Source organism: Frateuria sp. GZRR33 (assembly GCF_051900425.1).
GTDB lineage: Bacteria > Pseudomonadota > Gammaproteobacteria > Xanthomonadales > Rhodanobacteraceae > Frateuria_A.
Map to the genome: position 1 here is coordinate 122,763 of NZ_JBHZGK010000007.1, position 20,964 is coordinate 143,726.

The following is a 20,964-nucleotide window of genomic DNA, read 5'->3' on the forward strand; positions in this document are numbered from 1 at the left end:
CCGACGTGCGCGACCGGGAATGTGCGGCGTTCCGCTTCGTAGGCTCGCGCTCAGGGTGCGCTCCTACGCGTCGATTATTTGAAGCCTTTCTCGGCCTTGATCCGCTCGTACGCCGCGTTGATCTCGCTCGCCCGTGATTCGGCGCGCTTGCGCATGTCCTCGGGCAGGTCGCCCAAGCGGTCGGGATGGTGCTCGGAGATCAGCTTGCGGTAGGCGCGCTTGATGGCCCGCTCGTCGGCGCCACGCTCGATGCCGAGCACCGTGTACGGATCGGGCCCGTGCGTATTGCGATGCGGCGGCACGTAACCGCCGCCGCCCGGCCCACGCCGGCGGTCGCCCGCGGCGGCGTTCCAGGCGTAGCCCTTCATCGCCATCAGCGCCATCAGCTCCATGTCGCTGATGCGCAGGGCGAACGCGAGCTGGCGCAGGATCGCCATTTTTTCCGGCGGCGGGTTGCCTTCGGCGAGCACCGTCTCGATCACCACGTCCAGCACCGGGAAGGCATGGTCGCGGCGCATGCCGACCCACTGGCGCAGGCCGTCGATCGCCGGGGTGACGTCGAACTCCGGCTGCTTGCCGCGGTTGAAGCTGGCGATGGCCTGGCGGCGCTGCTCGTCGATCAGGCCCATGCGGGTCATCATGCGCTCGGCCACCGCGATCTCCGCCTCGGACACGCGCCCGTCCGACTTGGCGACCGCGCCGAGCAAGGCGAACAGCGGGCCGTACAGGCCGTCCATCTGCGGCGCCGGGCGGTAGCGCTGGCTCTGGCGCAGGCTGTCGATGACGAAACCGATCACCGCGCCGACGATGGCACCAGGCAGGCCGTGGCCCAGGACCAGGCCGACGAACGCCAGGATCAGCGTGGAGGAAAGGTTCATGGCTGCGCCTGCGGCGCCGGCGCCTGCGCGCTGTACCAGCGCGCCAGCGCATCCAGTTCGGCGGCGCTGACCGGGCCGATCGCCGCGCGCATCACCGCCACGTCGCGGCGGCCGTCGCGGTACTGCGCCAGCGCGTTGCGCAGGTAGTTCAGCCGCTGCCCGGCCAGGTTGGGCGCGCCGGGCATCTGCGCGATGCCGGTTTCGCCATGGCAGGCGGCGCACAGGCCCAGGCGGGCCGGACGGGCGGGGCCCGCGGCAAAGGCTGGGAGGGAGGCGGCCAAAAGCGCCGCGAACAGGACGAGTCGCATCGGCAGGGTGTGGGGCGAGATGGATTCCCGGAACGCGCGATTCTAGCAGCGCGGAGCCATACGCCCTCACGTAGGGTGGGTTTCAGCCCACCATGCACGGACGGTGGGCTGAAGCCCACCCTACGGCGACTGGCTAGAATAGACCGCTTCCCACCTTCCGAAGGCGGATCGCCCCGTGCCCACCACCCTGCTGCAATCGAACCTGCCCGGCCTGGACCTGATCCACCGCGGCAAGGTGCGCGACGTCTACGCGCTGTCGGACGACCGGCTCCTGATCGTCGCCACCGACCGTCTGTCCGCCTTCGACGTGGTGCTGCCCGACCCGATCCCCGGCAAGGGCGAGATGCTCACCCAGATCTCCAACTTCTGGTTCGACAAGACCGCGCACATCATCACCAACCACCTGCTGCCGGTGCCGCTGGGCGAGGTGCTGCCCAAGGGCACCGACCTCTCGCTCTACGCCGGCCGCGCGGTGGTCACGCGGCGGCTGAAGCCGGTGCCGGTGGAGGCAATCGCGCGCGGCTACATCATCGGCTCGGGCTGGAAGGACTATCAGGCCACCGGCGCCATCTGCGGCATCAAGCTGCCGCCAGGCCTGAAGCAGGCGCAGCAGCTGCCCGAACCGATCTTCACTCCCTCGACCAAGGCCGCGGTGGGCGACCACGACGAGAACGTGAGCTTCGACGCGGTGGTGAACGCGGTCGGGCGCGAGCTGGCCGAGAAAGTGCGCGACGCGACGCTGGCGATCTACCGCTGGGCGGCCGACTACGCGGCCGACCGCGGCATCATCATCGCCGACACCAAGTTCGAGTTCGGCACCGACGCCGACGGCAAGCTGTACGTGATGGACGAGATGCTCACGCCCGATTCCTCGCGCTTCTGGCCCGCCGACGAGTACCGCACCGGGATCAGCCCGCCGAGCTACGACAAGCAGTTCGTGCGCGACTACCTGGAGACGCTCGACTGGAACAAGAAGGCCCCCGGACCGAAGGTGCCTGCCCAGGTCATCGAGCGCACCCGCGCCAAGTACGCCGAGGCGCTGGAGCGACTGGCCGGCATCCGGCTCGACTGATCCGCTGACGAGGGCGACACCATGCGCACGATGCAGAGCTGGCTCGACGGCTACAGCGCCGACCACCGCAACCCGGTCAACCAGGTGATCCACTGGATCTGCGTGCCGCCGATCGTCTGGACCGTGGTCGCGCTGCTGTGGACCGTGCCGGTACCGAGCGCCTTCCTCAAGCCCGGCGCGTGGGCGGTGTTCGCGATGGTGCTGGCGTTCGCCTGGTACTGGAAGCACTCGCACCGCCTTGGTGGCGCGCTGCTGGTCGCCTTCGTCGTGCTGGCGTTGTTCACCGCGTGGCTGTTCGAGTTGCTCGGCCCGGTGCGCCTGCGCTGGCTCGCGCTCGCCGTGTTCGTGTTGGCCTGGATCGGCCAGTTCGTCGGCCACAAGTTCGAAGGCCATCGGCCCAGTTTCCTCACCGATCTCTCCTACCTGCTGGTCGGTCCTGCCTGGCTGATGGAAAAGTTCCTGCGCCGGATCGGCTTCAAGGCCCACGACTAGATGCAAACCCTGCTTACCCTGCTCAGCACACTGCTCTGGTGGGTGCTGTACGGCTCGATCGTCGCGCTGTTCGCCAGCCTCATCGCCTGGCCGGTGCTGCGCTGGAGCGAGCGCACGAACGTGGTGTTCAACCGCGTGTATTTCGCCTGCCTGCTGTGGAGCTTGCTCGGGCTGTTGCTGGTCGGACTGGTGGCCGCGCACGAAGGCAACGTCCGGCCGCCGTACGGACCGCTGCTTTCCTCGCTGCCTCTGCGCCTGGCGCTGGTCGTGGACATGCTCGTTGGCGCCCTGCTGCTGTGGCGGCTCACGCCCCGCGTCGACGCCCATCGCATCCGGCCCACCAGTGCCTGCATGGCGATGGCGGCGGTGACTGCCGTGGCGTTCGGCATCGCGACCAGCCTCGCGTAGGGTGGGCTTCAGCCCACCGCTCCCAGCCAGATGGCGGTGGGCGGAAACCCAGCCGACGGACTCCGCTCGCTGTCAGCGCCTGCGTAGCCATGGCTGCGGTCAGCGCCATGACGTCAGGTATCGCAGCTCCTAGGGCCGGCTCGCTGTAGCGTTGGCGCCTCGCACCGCGCTTACGAAACCGCCGAAGGGAATGTCGGTGATGCCGACCAGCCCGAAGTGCGCGTTCTCGCCGTCGAGCAGGCGACCGGTGACCGGCTGGTCGGCGTACTGGAACCAGTGCGCGCCGACGATCGCCGGATCGGCGGCCGCCGCCGCGAGGAAGTGCGCGTAGGCCTCGCCGCGCTGGGCTTCGTTCCAGACGGGCACCGGGCCGGCGCCGAACGGACCGCGGTCGGTCGAGCCGAAGGAGAACTCGCTGACCAGCACCGGCTTGTCGAGCTGGTGCAATCGGTCCAGATCCATGCCGTGCTGCGGCAGGTCGGCGTAGACGTTGATGCTGATCACGTCGCACCAGCGGGCGCAGGCGGCGACCGCCTCGGGGGTGCGCACGGCGAAGCGACCGCCGAGGAAAAGGTGGTGCGGGTCGTGCCGGCGCAGCGCCTGCGCGACGGTGCGGAAGTAGCGCTCGGCGTAGGCGCGCAGCCAGGCACTGTAGTCCTCGGCGATGGCCGGATGCGCCTCGTCCGGCAACGGCGCCTGGAACCCGGCCGGCTCCAGCGCCTCCCAACGCGTCACGCCGATGCCCCACGCCACGCCCAGGCGCAGGGCGTCGCCGTACTTGCGCTTGAGCATGGCGAGGAAGGCCTGCTTGGCGGGGCTGCGCGGGTCGCCGTGTAGCGTGCCGATGGCCAGCACCCAGCGGCCCTGCGGCCCGGGCGCCGCCCAGGCCAGTTCGTTGTCGGCGAAGTAGCCGAGCAGCCAGTGATCGTCGCGCACGCCCTGGGTGGCGGCGGCGACGGCGCGTTCGGTCGCGGCCTCGAAGCGCGGGTCGAACGGATCGGGCATGCGGCCCCACCAGTCATAGCCGGTGGCGACGTTGGCGTAGTCGCCGGCGATGTTGATCGAACGGGTGTACGCCAGGCCGTGCCCGCGCGCGATCGCCTCGTCGCTCCAGTTGCCCAGCGTGTTGAAGCCCCAGGCAACCAGGCGCTGGCGCGTGCGTGTGCGCCAGGCTCTGCGCCAGTCCGCACCGTCCACCCGGTAGAGGTTGGCCGCGTAGAAGTCGAACCAGCGGCCGTGGTTGTAGGCCAGGCCACGCGACGCGCCCGTGTCGCGGCGGCTGTCGCCCTCGCCGTCGAACGCATGCCAGGGGCCTTTGGCGGGCGGCAGGTCGGTGAACATCCACTCGCGGCCCTGCACGTAGCTGCGTCCGCCGTCGGCGACCACCGCGTTGACGCCCAGCGAAAAGAACGGGCGGCCGTCCGGCGCCACCAGTTGCCAGCGGCCATCACGCTTGCGCGTGTGGAACCAGCCGGCGGCGTCCGTGAGTGCGTTGTCTTCGTTCCCGCGCGCGGCGGCATCGGCCAGCCGCGCACGCTCGCGCGCATGCGCCGTGCGCAGTGCGGCGTCGCTGTCGATTTTTTCCGGCCATCGGCCACGCGTGTACTGCCCATAGCGGTCGACGATCCCGGCGTAGGCGTCATGCAGCGTCACGCCGGGAGCGACATCCGCGTCGCCGATGAGAAGGACCTGCTCGGCCTGCGGCGCAGGAATGGACAAGCGCACCGCGCGAACGGCTTTCAGCGCGGTCGCGCCTTCCACGGTGGTCGCCAGCACGATCCGCCGCCCATCGAGCTCCACCGGCATCGGCGGCCCGGCCTGCACGCCGAACGCGCGCGGCGAGGTCGCGTGCAGCGGGATGACCAGAGTCTGTGCGGGGCCGGCGGGCAGGCCGACCATCGCCGTCAGATGCGCGCCTGACGTGCCTTCGATGTCGATCGACAGCGTGACCGCCCAGGGCATCACGTTCTGCAAGCGGACGCGCCATTCGTCCGCCCCGCGCCAGGGCTGCGGTGGCGTCAGGCGCACGTAGGGGTTCGCCGCAGGTTCGAAAGTGTAGCGGCGCAGGGTGTCTGCGGAGACCTGCTCCGATCCGCCGGCACGGACGTGGGACAGCTCGACCTGAGCGGTCGTTCGGGGGTCGGGCGATGTCGCCCAGGAGGCGCACGACAAGCCCATACAGGCCAACAGAACGCACGTTTTCATGGCACCTCGAGCCCTTGTGGGAGCGCACCTGTGCGCGACCGCCCGCAGCCGGAACGCCCGCGGTCGCGCACAGGTGCGCTCCTACGGTAGACCCGACAACCTAGGCCCCGCTGCGCTCCAGCCAGCGCCAGCCGTAGTACGCCGGAATGCCGCACGCGATGATCACCAGGCTCATGCCGGCATCCCCCGGGTTGTGGATGGCGGTGGCGCCGATTACGCACAGCACGGTGACCACGAAGATCATCGGCAGCCAAGGGTAGAACGGCACGCGGTAGGGGGAGGGCTCGGTCAGGTACCGGCGGTACCAGAACAGCGTGGCGATGCTGCAGGCGTGCGCCAGCCACTCGCCGACGGTGGTGTAGTCCAGCAGCTGGTTGAAGCTGCCCGACACCGCCAGCACGATCGCCCACGCGCCCAGGGTGGCCAGCGCCACCTGCGGCGCGCGGCTCTGCGGCTCGATCCGGCCGACGGCGGAGAAGAACATGCCGTCGGCGCCCATCGTCTGCAGCACGCGCGCGCCGCCGGCGATGGCGATGTTGCAATAGCCGAAGGTGGAGCAGGCGATACCCAGCGCCATCAGCGTGGCGCCGCGCTCGCCCAGGAGCTTGTGCATCACGTCGGCCGCCGGCGCGGTGCTGAAGGCCAGGCCGGCGTGGCCCAGGCCCGCCAGGTAGGCGAAGTTGGCCAGCACGTAGGCGATCATCACGCCGGCCATGCCCAGCCCCAGCGCGAGCGGCAGCGTGCGTTGCGGGTTGCGCACCTCGCCGGCCAGGTCGTTGAGGTAGTGGAAGCCGCCATAGGTGAACAGCACCGGCAGCAACGCTCCGAACAGTGCGCCCGCCGGCACGTCGCGACCGGGATCGACCGCGAGCGACACACCCAGGTGACCATCGGCCAGCACGACGCCGGCGACCACCAGCAGCACGATGGCCGCAAGCTTCAGCAACGTGAAGATGTTCTGCATCCACGCGCCGGCACGGATGCCGAACAGGTTCACGCCGACGATGAAGGCGATCGCGCCGGCCGCCACGGGCTTGATGTAGAGCAGCGACAGCCCGAGCGCCGCGCAGAAATACTGCGCGAAAATGGTCGCCACCGCGGCCACGCTGCCGGGATAGTTGATCAGCGCCATCGTCCAGCCGAACAGGAACGCCGGCAGCTGGCCGAACGCCTCGCGCAGGTAGATGTAGCTGCCGCCGGCCTGTGGCCGCCGCGCGCCGAGCTCGGCGTAGCTCAGCACGCCGGTCAGCGTCAGCAGGCCGCCGACCACCCACAGCGCCAGCAACTCCCAGCCCGAGCTGGTGCGCTGGGCGAGCGTCGAGGGCGTACTGAAGATGCCTGCGCCGATCACGCCGCCGATGACGATCATCGCCGCGTCCCAGGTGCCCAGTCGGCGCAGGTAGGTGTTCGATTCGGTGCTCATGCGTGGGTGGGCATCGTCGGCGGCGGAAGCGGCAACGATAGCGTGAGTTGGTGCCCGGGTTCAGCCCGTGGCGCATGGGGTGGGGCTTGTTGCAGACGACCCAGGGGGGGACCGCGGGCACCTCGCGCTGCCCATCCCCCGCGGTCGCGCACAGGTGCGCTCCTACAAGGGAAGGGGCAGAAGCCGCTACGCTTGGCGACATGACGAATCCGCACCTGCGGCCCCGTGCGCATGCGCCGTAAGGTTGCGCCGATGTCCGCCCTTGCCCCTTCCCTTTCCAACCCGGGCGCGCGCCGCTGGCTGCGCGGGCTGTCCTGGCTGGTCTCTGCCTTGCTGCTGGCGCTGGCCGCGTGGCTGCTGCACCGCTACCTGGGCGCGATGCGCTGGCGCGACGTGGCAGCGGCGCTGGTCCAGCTGCCGCGCGCGCACGTGGTCGTTGCCGTGGCGGCGACGGCCGTCAGCTTCGCCATGCTCGCCACGTTCGACGTGCTGGCCGCGCGCAGCGTGGCGCCCGCGCGCGCATCGACCGGACTGGCCGCCTTCGCGGGCTTCGCCGCGCACGCGCTGTCCAACACCCTGGGGTTCCACGCGGTCACCGGCGGCGCGGTGCGCTACCGGGTCTACGCCACGGCGGGGCTGGGTGCGGGCGACATCGCACGCGTGGTCGCGCTGGCGAGCCTGGGCGTGGGATTGGGCTACGCGGTACTGGGCGCCGCCGGGCTGCTGATGGAGCCGGCGATCGCCGAAGGCTGGGGGCGCCCCGCGGGCGTCGCCGTCGTCCTGCTGCTGGCTGCCCTGGTGCTCTGGCTGGCGCGACCTCGCAACCTGCGCATCGGTCGCTGGTCGATCGCCTTGCCGGGTTCGGGCGCGGTGCTGCGGCAGATGCTGGTCGGCGGCGTGGAGATGAGCGCGGCGATCGGCGCGATGTACCTGTTGCTGCCACCGGAGATCGCGCCGTCGTTCGCGGATTTCGTGCCGATCTACCTGGCGGCGCTGCTGGCCGGCATCGTCAGCCACGCGCCCGGCGGCCTGGGCGTGTTCGAGGCGATCCTGCTCGGCGCGTTTCCCGCCGGGGCCCGCGCGGAGGTGCTGGCCGGGCTGCTTTGCTACCGGCTGGTCTACAACCTGTTGCCGTTCGGCGCGGCGGCGCTGGCGCTGGGCGTGTTCGAGGCGCGCCGGCGCAAGGCGTGAAAACGGGAATGGCAGGAGCGCACCTGCTTGCAAGAGCGGAGGCCAGCCCGCGCGGTGCGATCACAGCCCGAACGGCCAGGTCTCGGCGACACCGGCGTGTGGCTCCTCGCCCAGCGGCTCGACCGCGTGGGTTTCGTCGAACCAGGTGTAGCCGTCGAACTGGCGCGGCATCGAGCACTCGACGTAGTGGCTCCAGCGCTCGGTCTCGGGGCGGTAGATCACGCCGATGAATCGCTCGAGCCGGCCGCTGGCCAGGCGCCCGCACAGCTCGCGGTTCGCGCCACCGCGCAGGTCGAGCAGGCAGCGCGGCCGGCCGGCGTCGTGGAACAGGCGCTCGTAGCTGTCCTGGCGCGAGGGCAGCACGCCCATCACCTTCATCGGTTCGTCCCAGTCGTCCGCCGCGGCCACCGTGCCGGTGTGCGTGCCGAAACCGAGCAGCACCGCGTCGTCGCCGAAGCGCTGGCGGCACAACTGGCCGAGGTTCAGTTCCTCGCGCACCTGGCCCATCTCGGTGTGGCGCGCGTCGCCGATGTGCGAGTTGTGCGCCCACACCACCGCCTTCGCCCGCGGCCCACCGGCGGCCAGCAGGTTTTCCAGCGTCTCGAACATGTGGCTGTCGCGCAGGTTCCACGACTCGGCCGAGCCGTAGTACATGGCGCGGTAATAGGCCTCGGCGTTGCTGACCAGGCGCGCGTTCTGGGCGGCGTCGAGGAAGTGCTCGCCGTCCGCGTGGGCATACTCCATGCGACGGGAGAGCAGTTCGCGCAGCATCTGCACCACCGCCTTCTCGCACAGCGGATACCCGGCGTTCAACGCCATGCGGCCGTACTGTGCCGGCTCCTTGCTCCAGGGCATCAGGCAGCCATAACGGCGGCGCGCGACCTGCGCGGTTTCCGGGTCGACCTTGTCCAGGTAATCGATCACCGCGCGGATCGAGCTGTCCAGGCTGTAAAGGTCCAGCCCGTAGAAACCGGCCTGCCTCGCGGCCGGCTTGTCGCTGTTGTAGTCGTGCAGCCAGTCGATGAAGCGGGCGACGTCGCGGTTGCGCCACATCCAGGTCGGGAAGCGCTGGAAGATCGGCTCCTCGTGCCTGGCCGGCCGGCCGCGCACGTAGCGGTCCAGCACCGCCGCATCCGGCCAGTCGCCCTCTACCGCGACGATGGTGAAGCCGTGCGCCTCGATCAGCCGGCGCGTGATCGCCGCGCGGGCGCGATAGAACTCGCTGGTGCCGTGGCTGGCCTCGCCCAGCAGCACCACGCGCGCGTCGCCGTAGCGGTCGAACAGCCGTCCAAAGGCCGGATCGTCGAGGTCGGGCAGCGGTTCGGCCGCCGCGCGGATCAGGTCGGCAAGGCCTGCGCCATCGGTCGGCGCGCGCACCGCGGCGGGCTCAATCCGTGGCGGTGCGGAGGCGTCCTGTTCGCTCCAGCCGTAGCTGCCGACCAGCGGCACGAAGCGCACCTCGTCCAGCGGCTCCTCCTCGAAGCGGTCCTCGGCCACGCGGGTGATCTTCACCAGCCGTTGCCGGTACAGCGCCTCGCCGACCGGCATCACCAACCGCCCGCCAATGGCCAGTTGCCGGCGCAGCACGTCCGGTACCGCCGGTCCGCCCGCCGCGGCGATGATCGCGTCGAACGGGGCCGCCTCCGGCCAGCCGCCGCTGCCGTCGCCCACGCGCAGGCGGATGTTGCGGTAACCCAGCGCGTCGAAGCGCTGTTGCGCGAGGTCGGCAAGCTCCGCGTGGCGCTCGATCGCATGGACGCAGGCGGTCAGCGCGCCCATCACCGCCGCGGCGTAGCCCGAGCCGGCGCCGATCTCCAGCACGCTGTCGCCCTCGTGCAGCTCGGCTGCCTGCAGCATGCGCGCCACGATGAACGGCTGCGAGATGGTCTGCCCGGCCTCGATCGGCAGCGGCGAGTCCTCATAGGCGAACTCGTGCAGGTTGCCGCCCACGAACGCCTCGCGTGGAATCGTGCCCATCGCCTCCAGCACGCGCGCATCGGTGATGCCGCGCCCGGCCAGCTGGCGCTCGACCATGCGCTGGCGCTGCTCGGCGAAATCGTTCATGGCGGGGGCCTCCGTAATGCCCGGCCACGCTAGTCCGGCGGCTATCAATCGCGTGTCAAACCCGGCGCTACGGCGCACGCTCACCGGTTGGCTGCGCGGCCTGCACGACGGCACGCGCCAGGTCGACTTAGAGCGCCTGGCGGCAGGCCGCGGCCCGCAGGTGGCGCGGCTTGCGCTGGGCATCCATGAAATCGAGCAGATCGGCGGTCGCGGCCGCTGAAAGCAACTGCCGTCGCCAGAGTTTGTCCAGGAACATGGCGGCCGCTTCGGGCGTACTGCAGTTGCGCGGGTCGCCAAGAAACGCACGATAGCCGCGCTTCAGGCGTTGTTGCTCCTCCGCCGGGGTCTCCACAGTGCGCAGGCTGCCCGGCGTCACCTAGAATCCCGAGAGCTACTTTCCGTCCCGAACCGTGTCCGCCCATCCCCGAAAGATCCTGCACATCGACATGGACGCGTTCTATGCGTCGGTGGAGCAGCGCGACGATCCGTCGTTGCGCGGCAAGCCGGTGGTCGTGGCGTGGCGGGGCGCGCGCTCGGTGGTGTGCGCGGCGAGCTACGAGGCGCGCGTGTTCGGCGTGCGCTCGGCGATGCCGGCGGTGCGCGCGGAGCGGCTGTGTCCGCAGGCGATCTTCGTGCCGCCGGATTTCACCCGCTACAAGGCCGTGTCACGGCAGGTGCGGGCGATCTTCGCGCGGCACACGGACCTGATCGAGCCGCTGTCGCTGGACGAGGCCTACCTGGACGTCACCGCCAGCAAGAGCGGCCTGGCCTCGGCGACCGCGACTGCCGAGGCGATCCGCGCCGCGATTCGCGCGGAAACTTCGCTGACCGCCTCCGCCGGCGTGGCGCCGAACAAGTTCCTGGCCAAGATCGCCTCGGACTGGCGCAAGCCCGACGGCCTGTTCGTGATCCGCCCGCACCAGGTCGAGGGCTTCCTGGCGCCGCTCGCGGTCGGCCGCCTGCCGGGCGTGGGCAAGGTGATGGAGGGCAAGCTCGCGGCCATGGGCGTGGCGGTCGCGGCCGACCTGCGACGGCTGGGCGAGGCCGAGCTGGAGCAGCGTTTCGGTCGCTGGGGCCGGCGCCTGCACCAGCTTGCCTGGGGCATCGACGAACACCCGGTGCAGCCGGACCGGCTCACCCTGCAGGTGTCCTCGGAGGACACTTTCGAGCACGACCTCACGCTGGAAGAACTCGAACCGCACATCCGCCGCCTCGCCGAGAAGACCTGGGCCGGGCACCAGCGCGAGGAGGGACGCATCGCGCGCACCATCGTGCTCAAGCTCAAGACAGCCGATTTCCGCACGCTGACCCGCAGCCTCTCGCCCGCCACCCTGCCCGACTCGGCGCACGCGCTGGCCGAGCTCGCCTGCGCGCTGCGCGCACGCGTGGACCGCCCGGCGGGCACGCGCTACCGACTGGTTGGCGTAGGCCTGGCCGGTTTCATCGATCGCGACGACTTCGCCGCGCAGCGCGACCTGTTCGAGACTGTCCGGACAACCGTCTGACCGCAGGGACGGCCGCACCTGGGATTTCCAGGTCACGCTGGCATCGCTGGCTCAAGGCAGGGATCGGCACACCAACTGCCACGGTCGGCTAGCTGGCCCCGGCAGCAGCACGCGGTTGCGGCGACCTAGTGCGCCACCGGCATGGCGTAGGAGGCGCCGAGTACGCAGCGGTAGATCGCCAGTGGCATCAGCCCGGCCGAAGCGCGGCGGGCGTCCAGGCCCTCTTCATCCTCGACCGGCTGCATCGCCAGCACACCGCTCGCATCGGGCTTGAACTGCGTGCCGTAGCGCTGCGGCTTGCCCTGCGCCAGCAACACGCGGTCGGTGAGCATGGCCAGATCCTGCTTGCGCACGCCGGCATCCCGGCCACGCGCCTGCAGCGTGCGCAGCACCCGGAGCTGGAACGCACTGTCGCGGTCGGCGTGCTGCGCCAGCAACCAGGCGTCGGCCATGCCCTGCGCTCCGACCTGTGCCAGGGTGGGAAAGCCCTGGCGCGCCACCACGCCCTTGAGCCAGGCCAGGTTGTCGGCATCGACCGCCAGTACCGCCTCGATAGTGGCCTGGCTTGGCCTGCCCTGGGCCATCGCCCTGTCACGCACGCGTGTGTCGGCCGCCGCGCGCGTCGCCAACGCCTCGCGCAACGAAGGCTGCGAGACCTGGCGGTGGGCATCCGCTTGCGCGGCGGCAGCATCGCCGTGGGGATGCTGCTCGGCCCAGGCCGCCAGCCCGGGGCAGGCTTTCATGAGGGCCGCGTCCGTGTCGGCGGCACATGCGCCGAATGGCCATGCGGCCAGCAAGGCAAGCAGCACGAGGCCTGCTCGATCCATGGTCTTCCTCCGTGAAGCACGGCATCCGCCGTTATTTTTTCTTCGGGATGTACAGGTCGGTGATCGTGCCTTCGTAGACCTCCGCCGCCATTGCGACCGATTCGCTCAGGGTGGGGTGCGGATGGATGGTCAGCGCGATGTCGGCCGCTTCGGCGCCCATTTCGATGGCGAGCGCCAGTTCCGAGATCAGGTCGCCCGCGTGCGGGCCGACGATGCCGGCGCCCACCACGCGATGGGTTTCTTCATCGAACAGCAGCTTGGTGAAGCCCTCGGTGCGGTCGATGCCGATCGCCCGGCCGGAGGCGGCCCAGGGGAACTTGCCAACGCCGATCTTGAGGCCCTTTTCCTTCGCCTCGCGCTCGGTCACGCCGACCCAGGCGATTTCCGGATCGGTGTAGGCGACCGACGGGATCACGCGGGCGTCGAAGTGGCTCTTCATGCCGGCTGCCGCTTCGGCGGCGACGCGCGCCTCGTGCGTAGCCTTGTGCGCCAGCATCGGCTGGCCGACCAGGTCGCCGATGGCGAAGATGTGCGCCACGTTCGTGCGCATTTGCGTGTCCACGGTGATGAAGCCGCGCTCGGTCACCGCCACGCCCGCCTTGTCGGCGCCGATCTTGCTGCCGTTGGGCGAGCGGCCGACGGCGACCAGCACGCGGTCGAACACGGTGGTGTCGGGGATGCTCTCGCCTTCGTAGCGAACCTCGATGCCCTTCTTGGTCGCCTTGGCCTCGACCACCTTGGTTTTCAGGTGCACGCCCTTGAGCCTGGCCGCGAGGCGTTTTGCCAGCGGCTTGACCAGGTCGGCATCGGCCCCGGGGATGAGCTGGTCCATGAACTCGACCACGGTCACTTCGCTTCCGAGGCCGGCGTACACGGTGGCCATCTCCAGGCCGATGATGCCGCCGCCGACGACGAGCAGCTTTTTCGGGATGTCCTTCAATTCCAGCGCGCCGGTCGAATCCATCACGCGCTCGTCGTCCCACGGGAACATGGGCAGGCGCACCGCCTGCGAACCGGCCGCGATGATGGCCTGCTCGAAGCGGATGAGCTTCGTGCCCTCGGCCGTCTCTACTTCCAGCTCGTGCGGCGCGACGAAACGGCCGGTGCCCTGCACGGTGCGCACCTTGCGCTGCTTGGCCATGCCGGCCAGGCCGCCGGTAAGCTTGCCGACCACCTGCTCCTTGAAGTGGCGCAGCTTGTCCAGCTCGATGTTCGGCTTGCCGAAGCTGACGCCGTGCGCGGCCATGGCTTCGGCTTCGTCGATCACCGCCGCGGCGTGCAGGAGCGCCTTGGAGGGGATGCAGCCGACGTTGAGGCAGACGCCGCCGAGGGTGGCGTAGCGTTCGACCAGGACGGTGTCCAGGCCCAGGTCGGCCGCGCGGAAGGCGGCGGTGTAGCCGCCGGGGCCCGAGCCGAGGACGACGAGCTTGCATTCGATATCTGGCTGGCGGCCGCTGGGGCTTGCCGTTTTTGCCTCCTCTCCCCCCCGGGGAGAGGACTGAGGTGAGCGGGCGGGGCTCCCGGGAGTGGTGCTAGGTGCGTGGGCTTCGTTGCCAGGCTGTCGCGGTGCCCCCTCACCCCGGCCCTCTCCCCCAGCTCCATTTCCACCTGGGGAAGAGGGAGCCGTGCCCTCGGCTTCGAGGGTGAGGATCACGGCGCCCTCGGACACCTCGTCGCCCACCTTCAGCTTCAAATCCTTCACCACGCCGGCGGCGCTCGAAGGCACCTCCATCGTGGCCTTGTCCGACTCCAGCGTGATCAGGCTCTGTTCCTTTTCGACGCGGTCGCCGGCCTTCACCAGCACTTCGATCACCGGCACGTTGTCGTGGCCGCCGATGTCGGGGACCTTCACTTCGATCGTGTTCGCCATGGCCGCGCCTCCGTCAGAGCAGCAGCCGGCGGATGTCGCCGAGCTGGGTGGCGAGGAAGGCGGCGAAGCGCGCGGCGAGCGCGCCGTCGATCACGCGGTGGTCGTAGGAGAGCGACAGCGGGAGCATGAGTCGCGGCGCGAACTCCTCGCCATTCCATACCGGCTTGATGGAGGCCTTCGAGACGCCGAGGATCGCCACCTCCGGCGCGTTGACGATCGGCGTGAACGCGGTACCGCCGATGCCGCCGAGCGAGGAGATCGAGAAGCAGCCGCCGGACATCTCGCTGGGACCGAGCTTCTTCTCGCGCGCCTTCTTCGAGATCTCGCCCAGCTCGCGGGCGAGATCCAGCAGCCCTTTCTGGTCGCAGTCGCGGATCACCGGCACCACCAGGCCATCGGGCGTGTCCACCGCGATGCCGATGTGGAAGTACTTCTTGAGGATCAGCTTCTCGCCGGTCTCGTCGAGCGAGGCGTTGAACTGCGGGAACTGCTTCAGGGCCGCGACCACCGCCTTGATCTGGAACACCAGCGGGGTGACCTTCAGGTCCTTGTTCTCGGCGCCGAGCTGCTTGCGGAACGCCTCCAGCTCGGTAATGTCCGCGTCCTCGTGCTGGGTCACGTGCGGGATCATTGCCCAGTTGCGCGAGAGGTTGGCGCCGGAAATCTTCTGGATGCGGGTGAGCGGCTTTTCCTCGACCGGGCCGAACTTGGAGAAGTCGACCTTCGGCCACGGCAGCAGGTTGAGCCCGCCGCCGGCAGCCACCGGCGCGCCCTGCACCGGGCGTGCGCCCGAGGCCAGCGCGTGCTTGACGTAGGCGCTGACGTCCTCGCGCTGGATGCGCCCGCCACGGCCCGAACCCTTCACCTGCGCGACGTCGACGCCGAGCTCGCGCGCGAACGCGCGGATCGCCGGGCTCGCGTAGGGGGCATCGCCGGGCATGATCACCTTGGCATCCATCGGCGGACGCGCGCGCGGCGCGACGTCACCCTCGGGCACGTTGCCCGGCTGCACGCCGCGGCCGCCGACCGGCGCCGGCTGGCCGGACGTGGGACCACCGCCGCTGACCGGCAGCCCGGTGGCGGACTGTGCATCGGGCGAGGCCTTGGGCGACGGCGCCGGCGCGGCCGGGGTGGCGGCGCCGGTTTCGATCAGGGCGATCAGCGCGCCCTCCGACACCTCGTCGCCGACCTTGAGCTTGAGCTCCCTGACCACGCCCTCGAACGGCGCAGGCACTTCCATCGTCGCCTTGTCCGACTCCAGCGTGATGAGGCTCTGGTCCTTGGCGACGGTGTCGCCGACCTTCACCAGCACCTCGATGACCGGCACGTTGTCGTGGCCGCCGATATCCGGCACGCGCGCCTCGCGCACGCCGCCACCGGCCGGCGGCGCGGCGGGCGGCGGCTGCGGCGAGGACTCCTCGACCGCGCCCTTGCCCGAGCCCGGCTCGGCGGCCTTCGCCTGGCGGTCGGAAGCCAGCGGCGCGGCGGCCGGAGCCCTGGCCGGAGCGGGAGCCGGCGCGGCGCCCGCGGCCTCGATCATCGCGATCAGCGCGCCTTCGGACACCTCGTCGCCCACTTTGAGCTTGACCTCTTTCACCACCCCGGCGAACGGCGAGGGCACTTCCATGGTGGCCTTGTCCGATTCGAGCGTGATCAGGCTCTGCTCCTTCTCCACGCGGTCGCCGGCCTTCACCAGCACTTCGATCACCGGCACGTTGTCGTGGCCGCCGATGTCGGGGACGCGTGCTTCTTTGAGGTCGGCCATGGGGTCTCCTGCGATGGCAAGGGCGCAGCGCCCGGGGATGGCGGCCGCGCAAGGCCTCCCATGATAGCGAACGCCCGCCCGCCGCGTAGGACCTGGCAGCGACGGGCCGTCGGCCGGACCTTCTCCCGCCTGCGCGGGAGTCTCGGTGGGCGGGAATGTGTCCGCAGCGATACCGTGGATGCCGAAAGGTGGCCCATCGAGCCTTCCCCTGCGAACGCGGGGGAAGGTGCCGACAGGCGGATGGGGGCGCTTTTGGCCGGGGTGTCCGGGTGGGCCTTTCGCAAGGTCTCCCCCATCCGCCCTTCGGGCACCTTCCCCCGTGAACGGGGGAAGGATCTTGCGGGTCCTGGCGCCGCCGCAGGCATGACCTTGTGCCGATGTGCCCGCCGGAAGCGCTCCCTATGCTGCTTCCCATCGGCGCCGCGCGAGGTGGCGCGGAGGAAACTGCATGCTGACCATCCGCCACCTGTCCAAGACCTATGCCAACGGCGTGCACGCGCTGCGCGGGATCGACCTGGACATCCCGCAGGGCATGTTCGGCCTGCTGGGGCCCAACGGGGCGGGCAAATCCTCGCTGATGCGCACCATCGCGACCCTGCAGGACCCCGACCAGGGCAGCATCGAGCTCGACGGGCTGGACCTGCTGGCCGACAAGCCGGCCACCCGCCGCCTGCTCGGCTACCTGCCGCAGGAATTCGGCGTCTACCCGAAGGTGTCGGCCGAGGCGATGCTGGAGCACTTCGCCGTGCTCAAGGGCGTCACCGCCCGCGGCGAGCGGCGCGACCTCACCGAGGCGCTGCTGCGCCAGGTCAACCTGTGGGACGTGCGCAAGCGCAAGCTGGGCACCTTCTCCGGCGGCATGCGCCAGCGTTTCGGCATCGCGCAGGCGCTGATCGGCAGTCCGAAGCTGGTGATCGTGGACGAGCCGACTGCCGGCCTGGACCCGGAGGAGCGCAACCGCTTCCTCAACCTCTTGGCCGAGATCGGCGAGAAGGTGGTGGTGATCCTCTCCACCCACATCGTGGCCGACGTCACCGACCTGTGCCCGCGCATGGCGATCATCGGCCAGGGCCAGGTGCTGCTCACCGGCGAGCCGCGCGAGGCGATCCGCAGCCTGGACGGGCGCGTGTGGCGGCGCACGATCGACAAGGCGGAGCTGGACAACTACCGCGCCCGCATGACCATCCTCTCCACTCGCCTGGCCGGTGGACGCACGCTGCTGCACGTGCTGGCCGACGCGCGGCCGGAACCGGGTTTCGAGCCGGTGGCGCCGGACCTGGAGGACGTCTATTTCGGCCGCCTGCGCGCGCAGGCCACCGCGCGCGCGGCCTGACGCCATGCTGGGGGAAGTGTTCCGCTTCGAATGGCGCCAGCAATGGCGTGCGCCGCTGTTCTGGATCATGGTGCTCGCCTTCGGCGGGCTCGCCTTCGCGGTGGCCAGCACCGACGCGGTGGTGATCGGCGGCGCCAGCGGCAATGTGCTGCGCAACGCCCCGATGGTGATCGTGCGGCTGGTCAGCGCCTTCACCATCTTCGGCATGCTCGCCGGCGGCGTATTCGTCGCCGGCGCGGCGCTGCGCGACTTCGACCACAACACCGCCGAACTGGTGTTCGCCACGCCGGTCAGCCGCGGTGCGTATCTGGGCGGGCGGCTGGCCGCCGGTTACGCGGCAGCGGTGGCGATCATGCTGGCGGTGGCGCTGGGCGTGGCGCTGGGCGGCGCGATGCCGTGGGTCGACCCGGCCCGCCTGGGCCCGTCCGGTTGGCACGGTTACGCCTGGGCCTTCGACGTGATGGTGCTGCCGGACATGCTGTTCGTCGCCTCGCTGCTGTTCCTGCTGGCGACGGTGACCCGCTCGCTGCTGGCCACCTACATCGGCATCATCGCCTTCATCGTGCTGCTCTCGCTGTCGGGGCTGCTGACGCGGGACGTGAACCACCACATCGTCGCGGCCATGCTCGACCCGTTCGGCGGCCGCACGCTGGCCATCGTCACGCGCTACTGGTCGGCCGACGAGCTCAACCATCGCCTGCCGCCGCTGGAAGGCCTGTTGCTGTGGAACCGGCTGCTCTGGCTGGGCATCTCGCTGCTGCTGGCCGGCGCGGCGTTCGTGCTCTTCCGCACCGACCGCGAGGGCCTGCACCTGTCCCGGCGCAAGCCGCGGCCCGAACCGCCGCTGCTGCGATCGATGCCCGGCGCGGTGCGCACCGGCCTGCCGACGGTGCGGCTGGCGCACGACCTGCGCGCACGGCTTGCGCAGTTGCGCGCGCTGCTGGCCTTCGACGTGGGCCAGGTGCTGCGCGGCGTGCCGTTCCTGGTAATGCTGGTGTTCGGGCTGGTCAACCTGCTGTTCTCGCTGGCCTTCGCCAGCGACTTCTACGGCACGCCGGTCTATCCGGTCACCCACACGGTGCTGGAAACGATCCAGGGCAGCTTCCACTGGCTGCTGGCGATCATCGTCACCTTCTACGCCGGCGAGCTGGTCTGGCGCGAGCGCGACCGGCACACCGCCGAGGTGGTCGACGCCTTCCCGCTGCCGGACTGGCTACCACTCACCGCGCGCCTGATCGCGTTGCTCGCGGTGGTGCTGGTGTACCTGGTCATCGGCGACCTGGTCGGCATCCTCTGGCAGCTCGGCCACGGCTACACGCATCTTCAGATCGGCCTCTACCTGGCCACGCTGGGGCTGGATGCGGCGCCATTCGCGCTGCTGGCCGTGCTGATGCTGCTGTTGCAGACCCTGGCCGGCAGCAAATTCATGGGCTACCTGCTGGGCATCGTGTGGCTGGTGGCCTCGCTGATCGGCTTCCCGCTGCTGCACTGGGAACACAACCTCACCATCTTCGGCCACGCCTCGTCGGTGCCGTACTCGGACATGAACGGCTTCGGCCATTTCCTCGCCGCGGCGCTGTGGTTCGACCTCTACTGGGGCTTCGCGGCCGTGGCCATGCTGGTGGTCGCGGCACTGTTCAACGTGCGTGGCACCGGCACGACCTGGCGCGAACGGCTGCAGGAGGCGCGTGGCCGTCTGCGGCGTCCGGCCGCCATCGCGCTGGGCCTGGCGCTGGCGGGCTTCATCGCGACCGGCGCGTGGATCTTCTACAACACCAACGTGCTCAACCACTACACCAGCAGCGAGGAGGGCACACGCCAGCGTGCCGACTACGAGAAGAAATATTCGCGCTACGAGGGCCTGCCGCAGCCCAGGATCACCGCGGTAACGACCGAGGTGGACATCCATCCGTACCAGCGGCGGCTGGAAATCCGCGGTCATTACACGCTGGTCAACCGCAGCGACCGGCCGATCGATACGCTGCACGTCAACACCGATACCGACTTCACCCTCAAGGCGCTCCACTTCGCGCCGCACGACACGGTGACCGACGACAGGCGACTGGGCTATGCGATCTACCGCCTGAAGACGCCGCTGGCGCCGGGCAGATCCATGCACTTGGATTTCGACCTCGAGTACGCGCCCCGTGGCTTCACCAATGAGCCCTCCGGCCAGTTCCTGGTCGCCAACGGCAGCTTCTTCAACAGCCAGGTGCTGCCGCGTTTCGGCTACCAGAGCGAGGTGCAACTGACCGACCGTGGCGACCGGCGCAAGTACGGTCTGCCACCGGACGTGCCGCGCATGCCGAAGCTGGGCGACAGCAAGGCGCTGGCCGACAACTATGTCGGCAACGACGCCGACTGGATCGACTTCAGCACCACCGTTTCCACTGCCGCCGACCAGATCGCGCTCGCCCCGGGACACCTCACGAAGAGCTGGACCGCCAACGGGCGGCGCTACTTCACCTACACCGCCGAGCGGCCGATGCTCGACTTCTTCGCCTGGCTGTCCGCGCGGTACACGGTAAAGAAGGACAGCTACGACGGCATCGCGATCGAGGTCTACTACGACAGCGCGCACGCCTGGAACGTGGACCGCATGATCCAGGCGACCAGGGACGCACTGGCCTACTACCAGGCGCACTTCACGCCCTACCAGTACCGCCAGGTGCGCATCCTGGAGTTTCCCAACTACGCGCACTTCGCGCAGTCCTTCGCCAACACGATTCCCTACTCCGAAGGCGTGGGCTTCATCGCCGACCTGCGCGACCCGTCCAAGGTGGACTACGTCTATTACGTCACCGCGCACGAGGTCGCGCACCAGTGGTGGGCGCACCAGGTCATCGGCGCGAACATGCAGGGCTCGACCATGCTCAGCGAGTCGCTGGCGCAGTACTCGGCGCTGATGGTGATGAAGCACAAGTACGGCGCCGACCAGATGCGCAAGTTCCTCAAGTACGAGCTGGACAAATACCTGATGAGCCGTGCGACCGAGAAGGTCGCCGAGGAGCCGCTGGCGAAGGTGGAGAACCAGCAGTACATCCACTACAACAAGGGCTCGCTGGTGTTCTACGCGCTGCAGGACTACGTCGGCGAGGACGTCTTCGACCGCGCGCTGAAGCAGTTCCTGCTTACCTGGCAGTTCCGCGGGCCGCCCTACCCCAGCTCGAGGGATTTCATGGACACGCTCGGTGCCGCGCTGGATCCCGAATGGAAGGGCCTGCTGGACGACCTGTTCTGGAAAATCACCCTGTTCGACAACCGCATCAGCGAGGCCACGGCAAAAAAGCTGCCGGACGGCCGCTACGAAGTGACGCTCAAGGTCCACGCGGGCAAGGTCCACGTGGACGGCACCGGCAAGGAAACCCCGGCCGCCCCGGATGTGCCGGTGGACATCGGCGTGTTCGCCGCCTCGCCGGGCAAGGGCCGCGACGGCAAGCCGCTGTACCTGGAAAAGCGCCGGCTGCCGGCCGGTGACAGCACCATCACCGTGACCGTCGAGGGCACGCCGGCCGAGGCGGGCATCGATCCGTTCAACGAGCTGATCGACCGCGTGTCGGGCGACAACCGGCGGCCGGTGACGATGCCATAGCAGCCCGCCTTTTCGTGGCGTCCCGTTGCGG

Annotated in this window: 16 protein-coding genes; 7 read left to right on the plus strand and 9 right to left on the minus strand. The window is 69.8% G+C overall.

Annotated elements, in window-relative coordinates:
- Positions 1 to 74 precede the first annotated feature (74 nt).
- Positions 75 to 878: a co-chaperone DjlA gene (gene djlA / locus ACFWZU_RS10910; protein WP_439701537.1), complete on the minus strand. Its 804-nt coding sequence runs from the start codon at positions 876 to 878 to the stop codon at positions 75 to 77.
- Positions 875 to 1,186 (minus strand): c-type cytochrome, encoded by a 312-nt coding sequence (locus ACFWZU_RS10915; protein ID WP_439701538.1) that lies wholly within the window; start codon positions 1,184 to 1,186, stop codon positions 875 to 877. Before ACFWZU_RS10915 ends, djlA begins: the two co-directional genes overlap by 4 nt.
- Before the next feature lie 175 nt (positions 1,187 to 1,361).
- On the opposite strand from ACFWZU_RS10915, the gene ACFWZU_RS10920 reads away from it, so the two are divergent.
- Genes ACFWZU_RS10920 through ACFWZU_RS10930 form a run of 3 tightly spaced genes read left to right on the plus strand, consistent with a single transcriptional unit; the run spans position 1,362 to position 3,158 of the window.
- Positions 1,362 to 2,258 (plus strand): phosphoribosylaminoimidazolesuccinocarboxamide synthase, encoded by an 897-nt coding sequence (locus ACFWZU_RS10920; RefSeq protein WP_439701539.1) that lies wholly within the window; start codon positions 1,362 to 1,364, stop codon positions 2,256 to 2,258.
- 21 nt (positions 2,259 to 2,279) lie between these two features.
- Positions 2,280 to 2,750: a DUF962 domain-containing protein gene (locus tag ACFWZU_RS10925; protein WP_439701540.1), complete on the plus strand. Its 471-nt coding sequence runs from the start codon at positions 2,280 to 2,282 to the stop codon at positions 2,748 to 2,750.
- Entirely contained in the window at positions 2,751 to 3,158 is a 408-nt protein-coding gene (locus ACFWZU_RS10930; protein ID WP_439701541.1) for a hypothetical protein, read from the plus strand. It abuts the gene before it with no gap.
- A 129-nt stretch (positions 3,159 to 3,287) separates the two neighbouring features.
- Here the strand turns inward: ACFWZU_RS10930 and ACFWZU_RS10935 are convergent, their stop codons facing one another.
- A complete protein-coding gene (locus ACFWZU_RS10935) occupies positions 3,288 to 5,363 on the minus strand; it encodes a beta-agarase (protein WP_439701542.1) in 2,076 nt (691 codons plus the stop codon).
- 100 nt (positions 5,364 to 5,463) lie between these two features.
- Complete coding sequence (locus ACFWZU_RS10940) at positions 5,464 to 6,786, minus strand: APC family permease (RefSeq protein WP_439701543.1); 1,323 nt, start codon at positions 6,784 to 6,786, stop codon at positions 5,464 to 5,466.
- 252 nt (positions 6,787 to 7,038) lie between these two features.
- Between ACFWZU_RS10940 and ACFWZU_RS10945 the strand changes: the two genes are divergently transcribed.
- A complete protein-coding gene (locus ACFWZU_RS10945) occupies positions 7,039 to 7,977 on the plus strand; it encodes a UPF0104 family protein (RefSeq protein ID WP_439701544.1) in 939 nt (312 codons plus the stop codon).
- A gap of 60 nt (positions 7,978 to 8,037) precedes the next feature.
- Here the strand turns inward: ACFWZU_RS10945 and ACFWZU_RS10950 are convergent, their stop codons facing one another.
- The gene (locus ACFWZU_RS10950; RefSeq protein WP_439701545.1) at positions 8,038 to 10,041 is read right to left on the minus strand and encodes a protein-L-isoaspartate(D-aspartate) O-methyltransferase; all 2,004 of its coding nucleotides are present in this window, start codon (positions 10,039 to 10,041) and stop codon (positions 8,038 to 8,040) included.
- 127 nt (positions 10,042 to 10,168) lie between these two features.
- Positions 10,169 to 10,417, minus strand: coding sequence for a serine hydrolase (locus ACFWZU_RS10955; protein WP_439701546.1), 249 nt, complete (start codon positions 10,415 to 10,417; stop codon positions 10,169 to 10,171).
- A 34-nt stretch (positions 10,418 to 10,451) separates the two neighbouring features.
- Here ACFWZU_RS10955 and dinB point away from each other — a divergent pair, with 34 nt between their 5' ends.
- Positions 10,452 to 11,546, plus strand: coding sequence for a DNA polymerase IV (dinB, locus tag ACFWZU_RS10960; protein ID WP_439701547.1), 1,095 nt, complete (start codon positions 10,452 to 10,454; stop codon positions 11,544 to 11,546).
- A 125-nt stretch (positions 11,547 to 11,671) separates the two neighbouring features.
- On the opposite strand, the gene ACFWZU_RS10965 is transcribed toward dinB, so the two are convergent.
- Genes ACFWZU_RS10965 through aceF form a run of 3 tightly spaced genes read right to left on the minus strand, consistent with a single transcriptional unit; the run spans position 11,672 to position 16,008 of the window.
- Positions 11,672 to 12,373 (minus strand): DUF6624 domain-containing protein, encoded by a 702-nt coding sequence (locus ACFWZU_RS10965; RefSeq protein ID WP_439701548.1) that lies wholly within the window; start codon positions 12,371 to 12,373, stop codon positions 11,672 to 11,674.
- 31 nt (positions 12,374 to 12,404) lie between these two features.
- Positions 12,405 to 14,243 (minus strand): dihydrolipoyl dehydrogenase, encoded by a 1,839-nt coding sequence (lpdA, locus tag ACFWZU_RS10970; RefSeq protein WP_439701549.1) that lies wholly within the window; start codon positions 14,241 to 14,243, stop codon positions 12,405 to 12,407.
- Between the two features lie 13 nt (positions 14,244 to 14,256).
- Positions 14,257 to 16,008 (minus strand): dihydrolipoyllysine-residue acetyltransferase, encoded by a 1,752-nt coding sequence (aceF, locus tag ACFWZU_RS10975; protein WP_439701550.1) that lies wholly within the window; start codon positions 16,006 to 16,008, stop codon positions 14,257 to 14,259.
- 448 nt (positions 16,009 to 16,456) lie between these two features.
- On the opposite strand from aceF, the gene ACFWZU_RS10980 reads away from it, so the two are divergent.
- Together ACFWZU_RS10980 and ACFWZU_RS10985 are read left to right on the plus strand one after the other, a co-directional pair.
- Positions 16,457 to 17,341, plus strand: coding sequence for an ABC transporter ATP-binding protein (locus ACFWZU_RS10980; protein WP_439701551.1), 885 nt, complete (start codon positions 16,457 to 16,459; stop codon positions 17,339 to 17,341).
- A 4-nt stretch (positions 17,342 to 17,345) separates the two neighbouring features.
- Entirely contained in the window at positions 17,346 to 20,933 is a 3,588-nt protein-coding gene (locus ACFWZU_RS10985) for an ABC transporter permease/M1 family aminopeptidase (protein WP_439701552.1), read from the plus strand.
- Positions 20,934 to 20,964: the final 31 nt, after the last annotated feature.

Coding starts and splice junctions, on each gene's coding strand:
- djlA (WP_439701537.1), bottom strand. CDS start 878: ATGAACCTTTCCTCCACGCTGATCCTGGCGTTCGTCGGCCTGGTCCTG.
- ACFWZU_RS10915 (WP_439701538.1), bottom strand. CDS start 1,186: ATGCGACTCGTCCTGTTCGCGGCGCTTTTGGCCGCCTCCCTCCCAGCC.
- ACFWZU_RS10925 (WP_439701540.1), top strand. CDS start 2,280: ATGCGCACGATGCAGAGCTGGCTCGACGGCTACAGCGCCGACCACCGC.
- ACFWZU_RS10930 (WP_439701541.1), top strand. CDS start 2,751: ATGCAAACCCTGCTTACCCTGCTCAGCACACTGCTCTGGTGGGTGCTG.
- ACFWZU_RS10935 (WP_439701542.1), bottom strand. CDS start 5,363: ATGAAAACGTGCGTTCTGTTGGCCTGTATGGGCTTGTCGTGCGCCTCC.
- ACFWZU_RS10940 (WP_439701543.1), bottom strand. CDS start 6,786: ATGAGCACCGAATCGAACACCTACCTGCGCCGACTGGGCACCTGGGAC.
- ACFWZU_RS10945 (WP_439701544.1), top strand. CDS start 7,039: ATGTCCGCCCTTGCCCCTTCCCTTTCCAACCCGGGCGCGCGCCGCTGG.
- ACFWZU_RS10950 (WP_439701545.1), bottom strand. CDS start 10,041: ATGAACGATTTCGCCGAGCAGCGCCAGCGCATGGTCGAGCGCCAGCTG.
- ACFWZU_RS10965 (WP_439701548.1), bottom strand. CDS start 12,373: ATGGATCGAGCAGGCCTCGTGCTGCTTGCCTTGCTGGCCGCATGGCCA.
- lpdA (WP_439701549.1), bottom strand. CDS start 14,243: ATGGCGAACACGATCGAAGTGAAGGTCCCCGACATCGGCGGCCACGAC.
- aceF (WP_439701550.1), bottom strand. CDS start 16,008: ATGGCCGACCTCAAAGAAGCACGCGTCCCCGACATCGGCGGCCACGAC.
- ACFWZU_RS10980 (WP_439701551.1), top strand. CDS start 16,457: ATGCTGACCATCCGCCACCTGTCCAAGACCTATGCCAACGGCGTGCAC.
- ACFWZU_RS10985 (WP_439701552.1), top strand. CDS start 17,346: ATGCTGGGGGAAGTGTTCCGCTTCGAATGGCGCCAGCAATGGCGTGCG.